The 16,043-nt window shown below is 51.5% G+C and carries 15 protein-coding genes and 1 riboswitch; of the genes, 11 read left to right on the forward strand and 4 right to left on the reverse strand.

The window, feature by feature from the left end:
• Positions 1–2: 2 nt before the first annotated feature.
• The 3 genes from ACF8PE_RS11150 to ACF8PE_RS11160 form a co-directional block, all read right to left on the reverse strand.
• On the reverse strand, positions 3–887 hold the full coding sequence (locus ACF8PE_RS11150) for a ParB/RepB/Spo0J family partition protein (protein WP_392494854.1): 885 nt from the start codon (positions 885–887) through the stop codon (positions 3–5).
• The gene (locus ACF8PE_RS11155; protein ID WP_392494855.1) at positions 887–2,422 is read right to left on the reverse strand and encodes a recombinase family protein; all 1,536 of its coding nucleotides are present in this window, start codon (positions 2,420–2,422) and stop codon (positions 887–889) included. The genes ACF8PE_RS11150 and ACF8PE_RS11155 overlap by 1 nt, the downstream gene beginning before the upstream one ends.
• A 722-nt stretch (positions 2,423–3,144) precedes the next feature.
• Positions 3,145–3,495: a hypothetical protein gene (locus ACF8PE_RS11160; RefSeq protein ID WP_392494856.1), complete on the reverse strand. Its 351-nt coding sequence runs from the start codon at positions 3,493–3,495 to the stop codon at positions 3,145–3,147.
• Positions 3,496–5,224: 1,729 nt separating this feature from the next.
• Between ACF8PE_RS11160 and ACF8PE_RS11165 the strand changes: the two genes are divergently transcribed.
• The 3 genes from ACF8PE_RS11165 (at position 5,225) to ACF8PE_RS11175 (ending at position 6,504) form a co-directional block, all read left to right on the forward strand.
• Positions 5,225–5,416, forward strand: a complete 192-nt coding sequence (locus tag ACF8PE_RS11165) for a hypothetical protein (RefSeq protein ID WP_392494857.1) — start codon at positions 5,225–5,227, stop codon at positions 5,414–5,416.
• 17 nt (positions 5,417–5,433) lie between these two features.
• Entirely contained in the window at positions 5,434–5,601 is a 168-nt protein-coding gene (locus ACF8PE_RS11170; protein WP_392494858.1) for a hypothetical protein, read from the forward strand.
• Positions 5,602–5,703: 102 nt separating this feature from the next.
• Positions 5,704–6,504 (forward strand): DUF6945 domain-containing protein, encoded by an 801-nt coding sequence (locus ACF8PE_RS11175; protein ID WP_392494859.1) that lies wholly within the window; start codon positions 5,704–5,706, stop codon positions 6,502–6,504.
• A 96-nt stretch (positions 6,505–6,600) separates the two neighbouring features.
• Here ACF8PE_RS11175 and ACF8PE_RS11180 read toward each other — a convergent pair whose 3' ends face one another.
• Positions 6,601–7,038, reverse strand: coding sequence for a DUF6998 domain-containing protein (locus ACF8PE_RS11180; RefSeq protein WP_392494860.1), 438 nt, complete (start codon positions 7,036–7,038; stop codon positions 6,601–6,603).
• Positions 7,039–7,278: 240 nt separating this feature from the next.
• Positions 7,279–7,375: riboswitch (TPP riboswitch) on the forward strand.
• Positions 7,376–7,410: 35 nt separating this feature from the next.
• Here ACF8PE_RS11180 and thiM point away from each other — a divergent pair.
• The 8 genes from thiM (at position 7,411) to ACF8PE_RS11220 (ending at position 16,036) form a co-directional block, all read left to right on the forward strand.
• Positions 7,411–8,181 (forward strand): hydroxyethylthiazole kinase, encoded by a 771-nt coding sequence (thiM, locus tag ACF8PE_RS11185; RefSeq protein WP_392494861.1) that lies wholly within the window; start codon positions 7,411–7,413, stop codon positions 8,179–8,181.
• Positions 8,178–8,978, forward strand: a complete 801-nt coding sequence (gene thiD / locus ACF8PE_RS11190) for a bifunctional hydroxymethylpyrimidine kinase/phosphomethylpyrimidine kinase (protein ID WP_151585673.1) — start codon at positions 8,178–8,180, stop codon at positions 8,976–8,978. Before thiM ends, thiD begins: the two co-directional genes overlap by 4 nt.
• 106 nt (positions 8,979–9,084) lie before the next feature.
• A complete protein-coding gene (fbaB, locus tag ACF8PE_RS11195) occupies positions 9,085–10,137 on the forward strand; it encodes a class I fructose-bisphosphate aldolase (RefSeq protein ID WP_032612519.1) in 1,053 nt (350 codons plus the stop codon).
• 320 nt (positions 10,138–10,457) lie between these two features.
• Entirely contained in the window at positions 10,458–11,612 is a 1,155-nt protein-coding gene (locus ACF8PE_RS11200) for a mandelate racemase family protein (RefSeq protein ID WP_032612499.1), read from the forward strand.
• A gap of 36 nt (positions 11,613–11,648) precedes the next feature.
• The gene (locus ACF8PE_RS11205; protein WP_392494862.1) at positions 11,649–13,265 is read left to right on the forward strand and encodes an ABC transporter substrate-binding protein; all 1,617 of its coding nucleotides are present in this window, start codon (positions 11,649–11,651) and stop codon (positions 13,263–13,265) included.
• Positions 13,262–14,299: an ABC transporter permease gene (locus ACF8PE_RS11210; protein WP_032612495.1), complete on the forward strand. Its 1,038-nt coding sequence runs from the start codon at positions 13,262–13,264 to the stop codon at positions 14,297–14,299. The genes ACF8PE_RS11205 and ACF8PE_RS11210 overlap by 4 nt, the downstream gene beginning before the upstream one ends.
• Positions 14,296–15,201, forward strand: a complete 906-nt coding sequence (locus ACF8PE_RS11215) for an ABC transporter permease (RefSeq protein WP_200142057.1) — start codon at positions 14,296–14,298, stop codon at positions 15,199–15,201. Before ACF8PE_RS11210 ends, ACF8PE_RS11215 begins: the two co-directional genes overlap by 4 nt.
• Positions 15,164–16,036, forward strand: coding sequence for an ABC transporter ATP-binding protein (locus ACF8PE_RS11220; RefSeq protein WP_213019185.1), 873 nt, complete (start codon positions 15,164–15,166; stop codon positions 16,034–16,036). Before ACF8PE_RS11215 ends, ACF8PE_RS11220 begins: the two co-directional genes overlap by 38 nt.
• The last annotated feature ends 7 nt before the right edge of the window (positions 16,037–16,043 follow it).

The following is a 16,043-nucleotide window of genomic DNA, read 5'->3' on the forward strand; positions in this document are numbered from 1 at the left end:
TATTAGAAATCCTCATGTCTACTGCTGATTATTAATTTAATGTGTTCTAGCATGTTCTCTTCTTTTACCAACTTCGCAAAGCCATCGTCATTCATAATATCCTGGATGATTTGTCGGGCCAAGATTATATTCTCCTCAACGAATAATGCTTTTTTCTTGATTTTTTTGTGACTATCAATGTTCTCTTGATATAATTTTGTCAAATCCTCAGTTGTAAGTTCTTTTTTCTTCTTACTGTATCCAAATCCAGCCCCATTGAAACCTTTTAAACCTTCATTTCTGGCATCAAGGATAGCTCGTATCTTTATAATATCTTTATGTTTGATTTCACCTTTCTCAAAGGCCTGAACAAAAAGTTCCTGTGCACCTTGATAATCTGTTTTAGCGATCTCGACAGCGAGCGAAATCGGTATTTTTCCTGACTCAACAGCAGCAAGTAATTTGTTCTCTGCTTTATCGATGAGCATGGTTATACTACTGATCCACCCATATGAAAAACCTGTAACTGTTGATATTTCTTTATCTGTCAGCCCTTCTGCTTTCATCTCTTTTATTCGATTGAATTGTTCGCCAGCTCTTGGATTCACGCGGGCCATATTTTCAATCAAGCTCATCAGATAGGCCGTCTCATCATCTATATCGATAATGAAAGCTGGTATCATATCCTCATTTAGATTATTAATAGCTTCAAGTCTTCCCTGTCCACACACCAATGCGTATTCATACTCTTTATCATTAATCTTTCTAACGGTAATTGGCTTTCTTAATCCACTTTTATCAATGCTTTCAGTTATTTCTCCATGTCGAAATTTATTTCTTGAGCGTGGGTTTAAAATTTTAATTAAGGAGGTTTTTATTAATATTATTCCTTCAGGATGGTTGTTCATTATGCAACCCTCATAGGATAAGGAGATAATAAATTCATGAGAATTTGAAGATCATCAAACCGGAATAACTCCAGTAGGAATGAGTTACTCTCTTTCAAATCCAGCATATTTTCTATTTTTTCTAAATGGGGAAGAATGTAATAGTCAACAACTTCGGTGTTACTATTATTCATTCTCATTACGATGCTGATATCAGGTGTAAGGCTTCGCTCAAGTCTGACAATCCAACGAAGCCTTCCTGATTTCATTGCCTTACACCGGGATGGTACTACGGATATCCTAAGATTATTGTTTACTGTAAGTAAATTATCGGTGGCAATATCTACATTTTGTAGCGCTAAGTAATCATGTATTTTTTTAATTTGTGAAGAGTGAATTTCACGTAGTTTTTGGTTAATGATAAGATAGCTATAATCCTTCTCTGGTGTGTAACCTATTAGTTGATAGGCATTAATTAAACCGCCAAAACGGTGTGATACAACACTGCTTGAAGGTCCATTTGGATCTTCATTAATAATGAAACCGGAAAGCTTACCGTGCTCAAGTAGTTTTTCCTTGAGGTAATTTAGGACATCATTATCAGAAAGATGGGCACTTCGTTCACGGATTATACGTTGTACCAATTGAAATTTTTCATCTGGAATTATTGGTTCTAAAAAACCTTCGTATTTAATCCATTCACTCTCTGGGTTGTTCATCCGCTTGCTTTTTAATTTATTCGAAGATTTGTTGTAGAAATAATTCCCAGTCAGTCTTTGATTAGTCAATATCGCGTGTATTTTGCTACGGTTCCACATCTCACTATCACTGGATGTACTTCCCTCACGGTTGAGAGTTTCAGCGATAAGGTACTCATTAAAGCAATTAAAAATAAAAAGATTAAATATTTTTTTTATGATCTTTATTTCTTCATCTGGGCCATGCACCAAGATGACCCTGTCTGTTTGCAGGCTTTTTCTTTCTCCAGACTGCAGAATGAATTTCTCTTTCCTTTCGCTATCTACCAGTTTTCGTCGCAGTCCATAACCCGGTACACCGCCCTGATAAAAACCTCTCTGAACCAAATTTACATGACCGGCAAAAACCTTAATAGATAAGTTTCGGCTGTAAGCTCCGGCGGCATACCTTAGCGCTGGCAGAGTAAGCATCTGAATTTCAGGTGAGTGTTCGGGTAGATTTTCTGCGCAATAAATGATTCTTACACCATGAAACTTAAGCAGATAGCTGTAATACCCAGCTTCATCATTATCCTGAAACCGTCCAAAACGGCTGACATCATACACCAGAAGAGCTTCAACGCTTAGCTCTCCAGTCACAACGTCTTTTATAAGCCTTTTAAAGTTATCTCTTCCGATGGCAGAGATACCGCTTTTGCCTTCATCATCGTAAATCCTGACAATCATCATGTTGTGATCATCCGCATATTTCTGAATGAACTGCACCTGATTATCAATTGAATATTGTTGATGTTCAGTAGACATTCTAAGATAGGCCGCAACGTTAATGTGCTGTTTATTATCGTTTTTTATATTCATCTAGCCATTCCTGAGTTCATATCAAGCTGAATAACTGTTTAAAAATTGATCATTTTTCAGTCAAATGCAACTTTTTAACAGCGAAAGATCTGCAACGACGGTGAATTTGCTACAAAAAGGCCATTCGTAGCGCAAATAGCGTTTCTTAAAAGAAGAAATAACCGAATCAAGGCTGTCACTGAAGCAACTTGCACAGTTTCTGCTTACCTAGCGGTTGTCTGATATGAGAAACGTCACAGGCCATGGTTCAGAGAATTCATTACCGTCGCCATAAATGGATTGTAGTAGCATCGAATAGTAGTAAGCTGATTCTTTTAACTTTTTGATTTTTAATATTTATATGCAAAAGAAGTATTGATGAAAGCAGAATTGTTTTAACTCTGTCAGGACGCCTTGCTTTTAGGAAAATATATTGAACTGGAAATGTTGTTAAAGGAATGCTCCCCACATTCTGTCCAAGAAGAGCGTTAGAGGATCTTTCAGCCGATGAGTTAGTTACATTAACTTAGGGAGAAAAATATTGAGAATGCTTCCGGTGCTACCTCAAACGTCCTCATTAATTGCTGTTTTTGGGTGAAGCTTAGGATGAAAGGACGCAAGAGGTTGTTTAATCATTACTTAATGCAGGACACAAACCCGCTAATGTGATGGGGTGGCTGGAGTATCACGCGCCACTTTCTACCAAATTAAGAAGAAGTTGGCGTGATTTCTCACGCCTGATTTTAAGCCTCAGAACATAAGCTAAGTGTATAGATAGCGGTTTGTCCGTCATTGTTGGTCGGGCGCATAACGAAAACAGGCTCACTGCCGTTATCAATGTACGTGACTGCAATCCCACCGTCTGGCGTAGCGTACATTTTCGCAATGCTTTTCTCACCTAATAAACCCAGCCGCCAGATTTTGCCGCCCATGCTGACCTTCATGCTTTTGTCTTGCACATCGAGGCGAGTTTCGACTGAAGATTTCTGGCTACCAGAATCGATCTGCCCTTCCTGAATGACTTTACAGGTGAATGTGGTTGCACTTGAGGCGAAGGGGAGAACGATCAGCGTTGCGAGAATCAATTTTTTCATGGTCTTCCTTTTGGTTGTTAGTTAAGAATTCATCAGGAGCCATTATAAATTGTTAATTGATAAAAACGATCAATTTCTATTGTATCGATCGATAAAATTGATCAACATCGGAACTATAATCCGCGTGCACAGTTGCCATGGAGCGAGGGTTTTAGCAACAAAATCAACGGGAGGACTATATTAGAAGAGCAATGTTAGTGATATGTGGGCTACTGTTTTGACAGTTGGCAGCAGCAGAACAGATCACAATGACCGATCCCCAGCAGGAAAAGACGGAGAGCGGAAAGACACTTTGCACGTACGAGAACAGCTACTATGTTTTTACCTACGTCACTAAAGGGCAGTGTCCGTATGCAAAGACATTTGACACTGATGATTCTCAGTAAAGGCTGGGATTAAACGCGCCTGGTATTTTAATTCGAATAAAGGCAGGTTGCTTAACACCAGCATCATAATTATTTTTATTATCACTTCTTCGAACACTGCACGACGCAAGCCTTTACGCAATGTGCGTGATAGTGTCAATTGCCACTATCATTGTTGGTTTGGCAACTTGACCCCGCTCACTAGCGCTTCTTTACCTGCCAATTACCACCGGATTTGATGCCTGTTTGATAGGGATAATCCCAGATTAATCTTATGCTTTGCGGCATGGACGGTTCGGAGTGAGCAGGGCGACGGTCTACCGTTGGGTGAAGGGCTGAAAGTACCGTTTTGTTACTCTCGTAATATACGGAAAAAACCCGTCTATCAAAATTAGCGAGATGAAGCATACACGGGAAAAACCCGACTGTTCAGAACGGATACACGGTAATAACCCGAGTATTCGGCAATGATACCAGTGAAAAACCCGTGCAATAGAAAGAGATTTTAGAAATCGATCCTAAAGAAAGAGATTTCTAAAAGATCTGTGTTTTGCGCTTGTCGCAAAGATCTTTGCTGGCGTGTATCGCCTGGCAAGTGACCTGTTTCGCCGTTGGGTGGCTCCTCGGTCAGCCGCTCACGACGCAGCAAAGCGTTACCTCTTTACAAGTTGGGATTGTGCCAGGCTTTGGCCTTGACGTGAGTCAGGCACAAGCATATTACGCCGTGGCGTAAATCACCTTTGCGCTGTGCGCTTAATTATCATCTGACCAACTACCGTTGACCATCTGATAAGCTGACTACCTTCAACCATCCATTCATGAACCATCGTTCACTCATGCCCGGTTTCAGCAAGTCAATGGTTCACCGTGCTACGGTTCATCCAGCAACCTAACCAATCACCACCCGTTAATAACTATCGTTATTCTCGTGCTAAGGCTCTTGGGGTTGGAGGATAAGTGCCAGATGCAAGCAGAACGCATCAGACGCGCTGTGAGCGATTATAAGAGGGTAGGTAGTGCAATGGTAGCCTGGATGCGTTAGAACACCGTACAGGGCGTTACAGGAGGTTTTTACTTATTATCTATCAGTGAGCTGTTCGGGTATGGATCATATCATAAACTTAGCTTGACAGGTAGCGTTCTTTTTTGATATAAAGCACTAAATGCACTTGACTTTTACTAAATGATTGAAAAGATGCTTGACATTAGGTGTCGTTTTAGTGTATTATTAGAAGCATAGCGATAATCATTATCACATAACTTTCATCTAACAACATTCCACCACGCATGAATTGCAGCCTCCACCGGGTAATCGGTGTGGGGGCTTTTTTGCGTCTGGAGAAAACCAAACAGGAGCAAATACAATGCGTTACTTCAACGTTGACCAAATCTACGCAGATTTGATAACAGGCCGAACAACAGGAGGACTTGTTTACAGTTCCCTTGTTCGAGCGCGTAAGAGTGAACAGCTCGACAGGGTGGAGATGTTCGAAGAAGCGATCCGACGCTTTGACGAATGGCGAGCAACGCCAAACTTCACCCCCGTGACCAGCTAACCTAGGAGGAAACCAGAATGATCGAGAAGAAATCCGAACTACCGCCGTCCACATCGTTAATGATACCGGATGCCACATTTCAGATTTTGTTCAAAGAAGCGAAGCGCCGAAAAATGAGCGTAAGCGCACTCCTTCTTGAAGAATGCCAAAGTCTGGCGGTCAAATACTCGAAAGCTGACGCGTAATAACCACGAACCAGCATTAACACCCACCTCACGAATGAGAAGCGGAGAAAACCAAATGAAGAGCATTCGTAATTTACTGAGCATACATAGGAGCAAACAACATTGGCAGAGAGCAAAATTATCAATGGGAATGTATACAAATACGCCTCAATCGAAGAAGCATTATTATCATCAACCCGAATTACAAACCTCAAAACTGGTGAGTCAGTAAAGCTAATCGGTAACGCCAAATTAGCATATATGATCCTGCGGAAGAGGTTCCATTTATTCACCGACCAATCAACAGACAATAAGTATTATACAACTGGTAAGCACTACGACACCATTGAAAGCATCGCTGAGGCAATCGGTGTTTCTGACGTTGGTACAGTGAGCAGTGCAATTGGCAGAATGGAAGCAGCCGGACTGCTAACCAAAAAGAAATTCGGAAAAACTTACGAATGGACTGTTATCGATCTCTCCCCAGAATTATTCCTTCTCGAACGTAACACCGGGACGACAAAAAAGTCTGTCTGGGTGGACTGCCTGAAACATCCAGTGTTCGGCAACGCCAAAGAAGACATGCCAGCCGTACAGCAGGAGGAACAGGGCGAAGAGGCCAACGCCGATCCGATGTGCGAGCTTGAAGAGGCACCGGAAGAAGAAGCGCAAACGCCGGAAAAGGTGAAGCCAACACCGAAGCCAAAGATAAAGAAACCTGTAACACCGTCAGCCGCACCAAGCGATGATAAGGAATATTCTACCAAATTGCTTCAATTCGAGAGTGCTGGACATTGGTATCAATTTTCTGAGTATCAGTTACCAGATTTGGAGCGCTTTAAACGTGACGGGAAACTAACGAACGAATACGCCTTGGCCTATCTTGATAAACACACGTCACAGCAAACTATGAATACCCAATAAACAGGAGGATTATGATTACCCAGCTCTACATCTTCTTATTCTTCCGTGCTGTTTGGTATATTGCCACCCGCATCCAGAAAAGAAAAAAACGAACACTTAAGGATTATATTGACGAAACTCTTCAGTGACATTTTCTACGCCAGGCGTTTTAAGAAGCATGCCATTAAGATGGATTACAAATTTGTTATCGTGGCTGGCATATCCGGCAATTTGGCGACAAACATCCACAGGAACACGAACTGCCAATACTACTTCGGCATCTTCATTAAGCTGAATGCCGATCAGGTAATCGAAATCCCAGGAACGAACTCCTCCTAACTGGGTTTTATTAACTCTGGTTTTAACCTGCAACAATGTGCCATCGTCCAGCTTTACATCGGCGCTTTTATGGGAGTTTGGCAGTAGCTTCCCGCCATAAAGTTGCTGTACGAGATGTTCACCATAATCACCAGTAACATTCCCGCCCCGCGCGAAAATACTTTTGCAAGCGGTCACTGCTTGTCGGTATTGGCGATAGGCTTCACGAGCACTCATTGATAAACCCTCAGTTTTTCTCTGTCTTAAGTGTTTTCATTCTACACAATCGGTACCAACACTCGTTGCTTAAACTACAGGCATTATAAGGGAGCTTAAAGGCTCCTTTTTTCGTTTATGGGATGGGGTTCAAAAAAGGGGTTATGCGTATTTTCAAGGTGAAAAAGCGATGACCGGAAAGGCGGGGCTTGCATCAGTAAGCCACTTCCCCTAAGCTGGCAAAAAGTAAGCTAATTTGTACCAAATGACTCGGGGTGCCCTTCTTTGTGAAGGCTGAGAAATACCCGTACCACCTGATCTGGATAATGCCAGCGTAGGGAAGTCAGATGCCCTCCGGGCTATCGCTTCTTCGCGCAAGGCAGGAGCGATACCATGCAGCCTGACCTGCTCAATTTACACGCCTTACACCATTTCCGAACCCGCTCTCCGCTGACCCACTGCATGACCAATGACGTGGTGCAGACCTTTACCGCCAACGTGTTATTGGCTCTCGGTGCCTCACCGGCGATGGTGATTGAAGCCGAAGAGGCCGAACAGTTTTCCGCGATTGCCGATGCGCTGCTGATCAACGTGGGTACCCTGACCGCACCGCGTGCCCAGGCGATGCGCCGGGCGATTGAAAGTGCAGTGGCGGCAGGCAAGCCCTGGACGCTCGATCCGGTGGCCGTTGGCGCGCTGACGTACCGGACCCGTTTTTGCCAGCCAATCCTCGCCCTGAAACCGGCCGCCATTCGCGGCAATGCCTCTGAAATCCTCGCCCTCGCCGGGATGAGCGCAGGCGGGCGTGGGGTGGATACCACTGATACGGCCGCCAGTGCCTTGCCAGCAGCCCAGGCGCTGGCGCGGCAAACCAACGCGATTGTGGCGGTGACCGGCGAGGTCGATTACGTGACCGACGGGCTGCGTACCCAGACCCTCACTGGCGGCGATCTGCTGATGACCCGGGTGGTGGGGACCGGCTGCGCCTTGTCAGCGGTGGTGGCGGCCAGCTGTTCACTGCCGGGCGACCGGCTGGATAACATCGCCGCCGCCTGTGGCTGGATGAAACGGGCCGGTACGCTTGCTGCCGCGCACAGCAAAGGGCCGGGCAGTTTTGCCCCGGCTTTTCTTGATGCCCTGTGGGAACTGGGAGCGCAACGATGAAACGGATTAATGCGCTCACTATTGCCGGCACTGACCCAAGCGGCGGCGCCGGTATCCAGGCCGACCTGAAAACCTTCTCGGCGCTCGGGGCCTATGGTTGCTCGGTGATCACCGCCCTGGTGGCACAGAATACCCGTGGGGTGCAGTCGGTCTATCGTATCGAACCTGATTTCGTGGCGGCACAGCTGGAGTCGGTGTTCAGCGATGTGCGCATCGACACCACCAAGATCGGCATGCTGGCCGAAACGGATATCGTCGAGGCCGTAGCGGAGCAGCTGCTGCGACATCAGGTAAAAAACGTGGTGCTGGACACGGTGATGCTGGCGAAAAGCGGCGATCCGCTGCTGTCGCCCTCCGCCGTTGACACGCTGCGTAAAAAGCTCCTGCCGCAGGTGGCGCTGATCACGCCCAATTTGCCCGAAGCGGCGGCGTTGCTGGATGCGCCTCATGCCCGCAGCGAGCAGGAGATGAAAGCGCAGGGCCAGGCATTGCTGGCGATGGGGTGCGAGGCGGTGCTGATGAAGGGCGGTCATCTGGACGATGCCGAAAGCCCCGACTGGCTGTTTACCCGTGACGGCGCCATGCGCTTTACCGCCCCGCGTGTCAAAACGAAAAATACCCATGGCACGGGCTGTACGCTCTCTGCTGCCCTGGCGGCGCTGCGCCCGCGGCACCAAAGCTGGGAAGAGACGGTGCAGGAGGCGAAAATCTGGCTCTCCCGTGCGCTGGCTCAAGCTGACACTCTGGAGGTCGGGCATGGTGCAGGCCCGGTGCATCATTTTCATGCATGGTGGTAGACGGCTGGTAATTTGACGACCCGCAGACCAGGCTTAAAGGGCTTACAATCCTGTGAGCCTGGATAAAACATGCCGACGTGCCGTCGGCACTGACGGGAGGAAAACCATGACTGATATTACGCAATTGCTTGGCAAAGATGCCGACAGCCTGTTACAGCATCGTTGTATGACCATTCCAGCCGACCAACTTTATCTTCCTGGCCACGATTACGTTGACCGCGTAATGGTGGACAACAACCGCCCACCGGCGGTGCTGCGCAATATGCAGACGCTGTATAACACCGGGCGTCTGGGCGGAACCGGCTATCTGTCGATCCTGCCGGTGGATCAGGGTGTGGAACACTCTGCGGGCGCATCCTTCGCCGCCAACCCGCTCTATTTTGATCCAAAGAACATCGTGGAACTGGCGATCGAGGCGGGCTGTAACTGCGTGGCTTCTACCTACGGCGTGCTGGCGTCGGTCTCTCGCCGTTACGCGCACCGTATTCCGTTCCTGGTGAAACTGAATCACAACGAAACCCTGAGCTACCCCACCGAATATGACCAGACCCTCTACGCCAGCGTCGAGCAGGCCTTCAATTTGGGTGCTGTCGCGGTGGGTGCCACCATCTATTTCGGCTCTGAGCAGTCGCGCCGCCAGATTGAAGAGATCTCGGCTGCCTTCGAGCGTGCCCATGAGCTGGGGATGGTAACCGTGCTGTGGGCCTATCTGCGTAACCCGGCCTTCAATAAAGACGGAACGGATTACCATGTTTCCGCCGATTTAACCGGCCAGGCTAACCATCTGGCGGCGACCATCGGAGCAGATATCGTCAAACAGAAAATGGCCGAAAACAATGGCGGCTACAAAGCGGTCAAATTTGGCTATACCGACGACCGCGTGTACAGCAAACTGACCAGCGATAACCCTATCGACCTGGTGCGCTACCAGCTGGCGAACTGCTATATGGGCCGCGCGGGGCTTATCAACTCCGGCGGTGCGTCAGGGGGAGAAACCGACCTCACCGATGCGGTGCGTACGGCGGTGATCAATAAACGTGCCGGTGGCATGGGGCTGATCCTCGGACGCAAGGCGTTTAAAAAATCGATGGCCGACGGCGTGAAGCTGATTAACGCCGTGCAGGATGTCTATCTGGATAAGAAAATCACCATCGCGTAACCCGCTTTTCGCCCTGTCCCGAGGAAAAGGGCAGGGGGGAAATCATCAGATCGCAGTGCCGCCAATAAACCGGGCGGCACTGCCTTTACCCAGCCTGAAAAGGCGAACCTAAACCCACACTTATTCCACTCCGATCCACCTCACATTTCCCTCTCCTTTTGTGAAAAGTGTCACTTCCTCCCGTGCATATGCCCAATAAATGGTCAGCGCTTAGCGGAATTTGTCTAAGGCAGTGGATGAATTTTGCGCTTACAGTTAGTTTCGAAACAGCTTTTCAAATTGCTAAAGGCACTGAACCTACGTTGTTTTAAGGACTCATAATGAAAATCGAATCTGTAAACGTCACCGTCTTTCAGTATCCCACGCGTCGGGTTTCCGATACTGCCGGGCATTCCCATCCGGGACCAGAAAGCCTGGCAAAAATGGCGATGCTAACCATTACCGCAGACGATGGCACCAAAGGGTATTCATTTGCACCGCCGGAAGTGGTGCGCCCTTTTGTGGTCAATACCTTCTTTCGTAAAGTGATGATCGGCCAGGACGCGTTTAATCGCGAGAAGATCTGGCAGGAGTTGGCACACTGGCAGCGCGGCAGCGCCCACCAGCTGACCGAACGTGCGCTGGGGTTTGTTGAGCAGGCGCTGTGGGATCTGATTGGCCGTAAACTCAATATGCCGGTGTGGAAGCTGCTCGGCGGCTACCGCGATAAAGTTCCGGCTTACGGCAGCACCATGTGTGGCGATGATCTGCCCGGTGGTCTCTCCACGCCGGAAGAGTACGCCAGCTTTGCCGAAAAACTGGTGGCCCGCGGTTACAAAGCGATCAAGCTGCACACCTGGATGCCGCCCGTCTCCTTTGCCCCCAATCCAAAAATGGATGTCAAAGCCTGTGCCGCGGTGCGTGAAGCGGTCGGCCCGGACATCGACCTGATGATCGACGGCTACCACTGGTACAGCCGCGCCGAAGCGCTCTACATCGGCAAAGAGCTGGAAAAACTCAACTTCGCGTGGTTTGAAGAGCCGATGGAAGAGGAGAGCATGTCCTCTTATGCCTGGCTGGCGGAAAACCTCTCCATTCCGATCATCGGGCCAGAAAGCCTGGGCGGTAAACACCACAGCCGTGCCGACTGGGTGAAAGCCGGGGCCTGCGACATCCTGCGTGCCGGAGCCAATGGCGTCGGTGGTATCTCGCCAACCCTGAAAGTGGCCAACCTCGCAGAATCGTTCGGCATGGACTGCGAAGTCCACGGCAACGGCGCGGCAAGCCTGGCCGTCATTGGCGCGATCAAAAACTGCCGCTGGTACGAGCGCGGCCTGCTGCATCCGTTCCTTGATTATGATGAACCGGCAGCGTATCTGCACAGCCTGATCGACCCAATGGACGATGAGGGCATGGTCAGCCTGCCGACTCGCCCGGGACTCGGCGAAGACATCAATTTTGCGTATATCGAAGCCAATACCGTCAGCCACGACTGATAAATAAAACTTCTACCCTACAAACGGTATACACAGATGAAGAAAAACTCCCTCACCGGGGCGTGTTTACTTGCGCTCTCGCTGATGATGGGGAGCGGGGCGGCGTACGCAAAAACGCCGCCCGATCAGCTCATCATTGGCATGAACATGAACAACCTGCTGACCCTCGATCCGGCCGCGATGACCGGTAACGAAGTGGTCGGCATTGTGGTCAATCTTTACGATTCACTGGTGGAACTGGATCCCAATACCCTCACCAACGTCAAACCGGCGCTGGCGAAGTCCTGGGACATTTCGCCGGACGGCAAAACCCTGACCTTCCATCTGCGCGACAACGTGACCTTCCACTCCGGCAATCCGCTCACCGCCGAGGATGTGGTGTGGTCGATGCGCCGCCTGCTGCACCTGAACCTGGCCCAGGCGTCGGTGTGGAAATCCTACGGCTTTTCCAAAAAGAATATTGACCAGCAGATTAAAGCCCTGGATGACTACACCGTGCAGCTCACCCTGCCAAAGGCCAACGATCCGCAGCTGGTGATCTACTCCCTCGGCGCGCTGGGCAACCTCGGCGTGCTGGACCGCAAAACGGTGCTGAGCCATGAGGTGAACAGCGACTGGGGCAACCGCTGGCTGACCACCAACGAAGCCGGTTCCGGGCCGTTTATGCTCGAGACCTGGCAGGCAAAAGACGTGCTGCGCATGCAGCGCAACCCCAACTACTGGCGTGAAGAGCCCAAGATGAACCGCGTCGTGTTGCGCCATTTCCAGGAGTCGCAGACGCTGCGCCTGATGGTGGAGAAGGGCGATCTGGATATCGCCAGCAACATGGCGGTGGCCGACATCAACGCCCTGCGTAAGGATCCGCAGCTGACGGTGGAAGCCGTGCAGAAGGGCACAGTCTACTACGTGGCGATGAGCATGAAGGAGGCGCATTTCGCCAACCCGAAAGTGCGCGAAGCGGTGCGCTACCTGATTGATTATCAGGGGATCAACAAGGCGCTGATGCCGGGCTACGGCGTGCTGCACCAGCGGCCAATCAAGGCGGGTATGCCGTCCACCTTGCCGGATCCCGGTTATAAGCTGGATATCCCGCGTGCCAAAAAACTGCTGGCGGAAGCAGGCTACCCGGACGGTTTCGACACCACTTTGCGGGTGCTGGCGGATCAGCCGTTCCTCAATATCGCCATCGCGGTGCAATCCACCCTGATGCAGGCGGGCATTAACGCCAAAATCATCACCGGCACCGGAAACCAGATCTACGGTGCGATGCGCGAGCGTAAGTTTGACATGCTGGTCGGGCGCGGCGGCAGCGGCGTGGAGCCGCATCCGCACTCCAGCCTGCGCGCGCTGGTCTATAACCCGGACAACAGCGACGAAGCCCGGCTGACCAACTTCCAGGGCTGGCGTACCAGTTTCTACGACAAGCCGCTAAACGAGATGATCGACAAAGCCCTGCTGGAGCGCGATCCGCAGAAACAAGTGGCGGATTATCAGCAAATTCAGGTGCGTTATGACCAGCTGATCCCGGCTCTGCTGCCGCTGTCGCTGATGGTCGATTCGGTAGTGGTGCGTAACGAAGTCAAAAACTTCCAGTCGCACCCGTCAGCGACCACCTTCCTGCGGGAAGTGTACAAAACCGGAGGTGAAAAATGAGCGTTGCGATCCTTGCGCCTGGCTCCCGCACCCGCCGTTTTTCAAAACGGTTAACCCAGGTGCTGGTGACCCTGTTCGGTCTGCTGGTGCTGACGTTCTTTATTGGCCGCGTGATGCCGGTGGATCCGGTGCTGGCGATTGTCGGACCGGATGCCGACCACAGCACCTACCAACAGGTCTATCACCAGCTGGGTTTTGATCAGTCGTTGCTGACGCAGTTCGGTATCTACCTTGGCAACCTGCTGCAGGGGGATTTTGGGAATGCCCTGCTGACAGGTAAACCGGTGCTGGATGACATTCTGCGTGTCTTCCCGGCGACGCTGGAGCTGGCGACGATGGCGATTATTGTCGGGGCCGGTTTAGGCATTCCGCTGGGGGTCCTGGCCGCCGCGCGACGCAACAGCGTCTCGGATTACGTGGTGCGCATCATCAGCCTCGCCGGGTATTCCACGCCAATCTTCTGGGTCGGGATGATGGGCCTGCTGCTGTTCTACGCCTGGCTTGGCTGGGTGGGCGGCGCCGGACGGCTGGATCTGGGCCTGGATGGCCTGGTGCCACGCCGCACCGGGTTAATGACCGTCGATGCCCTGCTGGCAGGCAACAGCACGGTGTTCTGGAACGCCATCAACCACCTGGTCCTGCCCGCCTCGCTGCTGGGGTTCCACTCGCTGGCCTACATCAGCCGCATGACCCGCAGCTTTATGCTGGCCCAGCTGTCGCAGGAGTTCATCATCACCGCCCGGGTGAAAGGTTTAACCGAGCGGCAGGTGATCTGGAACCACGCGTTTCGCAATATCCTGGTGCAGCTGCTTACCGTGGTCGCGCTGGCCTATGGCTCGCTGCTTGAAGGGGCGGTACTGATTGAAACCGTCTTCTCCTGGCCGGGTTTTGGCTCCTATCTCACCGGTAGCCTGCTGCTGGGGGACATGAACGCGGTGATGGGCTGCGTGCTGCTGGTGGGGATCATCTTTGTGATGCTCAACCTGCTCTCCGACATGCTGTATCAACTCTTTGACCCGAGGACGAAATCATGACCGTTTCTCTGGATACACCTCTGCAACCTGTCCGCAGCGAAGGGCGCCAGCGTCTGACGCGGATGGCCCGCCGTACCTTCGGGTTTGTCGGGCAGATGGCGCGCAACCCGCTGACGGCCATCGGTGGCGGCATCATCCTGCTGCTGTTGATCGTGGCAGCCTTCGCACCGTGGATCGCGCCCTACAACCCACTGGTGCAGGATCTGAATAACGCCCTGGTGGCACCGAATGCACAGCACTGGTTCGGCACAGACGAGTTTGGTCGGGATATCTTCAGCCGTCTGGTCTACGGCTCGCGCATCACGCTCTATATTGTGCTGCTGGTGTCGGTCACCGTCGGGCCGCTGGGGCTGCTGTTGGGCGTGACCGCCGGGTACTTTGGCGGCAAAGTCGATGCGGTGTTGATGCGCGTTACCGATATCTTTATCTCTTTCCCGAGCCTGGTGCTGGCGCTGGCGTTTGTCGCGGCGCTCGGTCCGGGGCTGGAACACGTGGTCATTGCCATTACGATTACCGCCTGGCCGCCGATCGCCCGTCTGGCCCGCGCCGAAACCCTCTCGCTGCGTCAGGCCGACTTTATCTCTGCCGTACGTTTACAGGGCGCGTCTCCGGTGCGGGTGCTGTGGCGGCATATCGTTCCCCTGTGCCTGCCATCAGTGATTATCCGTATCACCATGAACATGGCCGGTATCATCCTGACCGCCGCCGGTCTCGGCTTCCTCGGCCTCGGCGCGCAGCCGCCGGAGCCGGAGTGGGGAGCGATGATCTCCAGCGGGCGTACCTACATGATGGAGTGCTGGTGGGTGGTCACTATTCCGGGGCTGGCAATCCTGTTCAACAGCCTGGCGTTTAACTTTTTAGGAGATGGCTTACGTGACATCCTCGATCCTCGCAGCAACTGATGCGCCACTGCTGGACGTGCGTGACCTGCACGTTGACTTTATCAACGGACGCGCGGTCACCAACGCGGTGCGCGGCGTCTCCTTTCAACTCGGGCGAGAGAAGCTGGCGATTGTCGGCGAGTCGGGTTCCGGGAAATCCACCGTCGGGCGGGCGCTGCTGCGCCTGCACCCGGCAAAGGCGCAGATCAGCGCCACCCGGATGCAGTTTGGCGATGTGGACTTACGCACCGTCAGCGAGGCGCAGATGCGCGGCATTCGCGGCAAGCGTATTTCGATGATCATGCAGGACCCGAAATACTCCCTCAACCCGGTGGTGTGCGTCGGGGATCAGATTGCTGAGGCCTGGCTGACCCACCATCCGGGGCGCAAGGCGGAGGCGAAAGCCAAAGTGCTTGAGATGCTGGACGTAGTGCGCATTCGCCAGCCGGAGCGGGTGTATCAGCTCTATCCGCACGAGATCTCCGGCGGGCAGGGGCAGCGCATCATGATTGCCATGATGCTGATCACTGACCCCGAACTGGTGATCGCCGATGAACCGACCTCGGCGCTGGACGTTTCGGTGCGGCTGCAGGTGCTGGGATTACTTGACGATTTGGTCCAGTCCCGTGGGCTGGGGCTGATCTTTATCAGCCACGATATTAACCTGGTGCGCAGCTTCTGCGATCGGGTGCTGGTGATGTATGCCGGACGGGTGGTGGAGTCGATTGCCGCCTGTGACCTGCATAATGCGAAGCACCCCTATACCCAGGGGCTTATCAATGCCCTGCCAGAGATGAACCACCGCCGTCCGGTGCTGCCGGTGTTGCAGCGCCAGGCCAGCTGGTTGACGGAATAAGGAGCGA

It is taken from the genome of Leclercia sp. GLN_9, assembly GCF_043105735.1.
Taxonomy (GTDB): Bacteria; Pseudomonadota; Gammaproteobacteria; order Enterobacterales; family Enterobacteriaceae; genus Enterobacter; species Enterobacter adecarboxylatus.

Bases quoted from the DNA above. Each gene is read 5' to 3' on its own strand.
- fbaB (WP_032612519.1), top strand. From the start codon at position 9,085: ATGACTGATATTACGCAATTGCTTGGCAAAGATGCCGACAGCCTGTTA.
- ACF8PE_RS11165 (WP_392494857.1), top strand. From the start codon at position 5,225: ATGCGTTACTTCAACGTTGACCAAATCTACGCAGATTTGATAACAGGC.
- ACF8PE_RS11160 (WP_392494856.1), bottom strand. From the start codon at position 3,495: ATGAAAAAATTGATTCTCGCAACGCTGATCGTTCTCCCCTTCGCCTCA.
- ACF8PE_RS11155 (WP_392494855.1), bottom strand. From the start codon at position 2,422: ATGAATATAAAAAACGATAATAAACAGCACATTAACGTTGCGGCCTAT.
- ACF8PE_RS11150 (WP_392494854.1), bottom strand. From the start codon at position 887: ATGAACAACCATCCTGAAGGAATAATATTAATAAAAACCTCCTTAATT.
- ACF8PE_RS11170 (WP_392494858.1), top strand. From the start codon at position 5,434: ATGATCGAGAAGAAATCCGAACTACCGCCGTCCACATCGTTAATGATA.
- thiM (WP_392494861.1), top strand. From the start codon at position 7,411: ATGCAGCCTGACCTGCTCAATTTACACGCCTTACACCATTTCCGAACC.
- thiD (WP_151585673.1), top strand. From the start codon at position 8,178: ATGAAACGGATTAATGCGCTCACTATTGCCGGCACTGACCCAAGCGGC.
- ACF8PE_RS11205 (WP_392494862.1), top strand. From the start codon at position 11,649: ATGAAGAAAAACTCCCTCACCGGGGCGTGTTTACTTGCGCTCTCGCTG.
- ACF8PE_RS11200 (WP_032612499.1), top strand. From the start codon at position 10,458: ATGAAAATCGAATCTGTAAACGTCACCGTCTTTCAGTATCCCACGCGT.
- ACF8PE_RS11220 (WP_213019185.1), top strand. From the start codon at position 15,164: ATGGCTTACGTGACATCCTCGATCCTCGCAGCAACTGATGCGCCACTG.
- ACF8PE_RS11180 (WP_392494860.1), bottom strand. From the start codon at position 7,038: ATGAGTGCTCGTGAAGCCTATCGCCAATACCGACAAGCAGTGACCGCT.
- ACF8PE_RS11215 (WP_200142057.1), top strand. From the start codon at position 14,296: ATGACCGTTTCTCTGGATACACCTCTGCAACCTGTCCGCAGCGAAGGG.
- ACF8PE_RS11210 (WP_032612495.1), top strand. From the start codon at position 13,262: ATGAGCGTTGCGATCCTTGCGCCTGGCTCCCGCACCCGCCGTTTTTCA.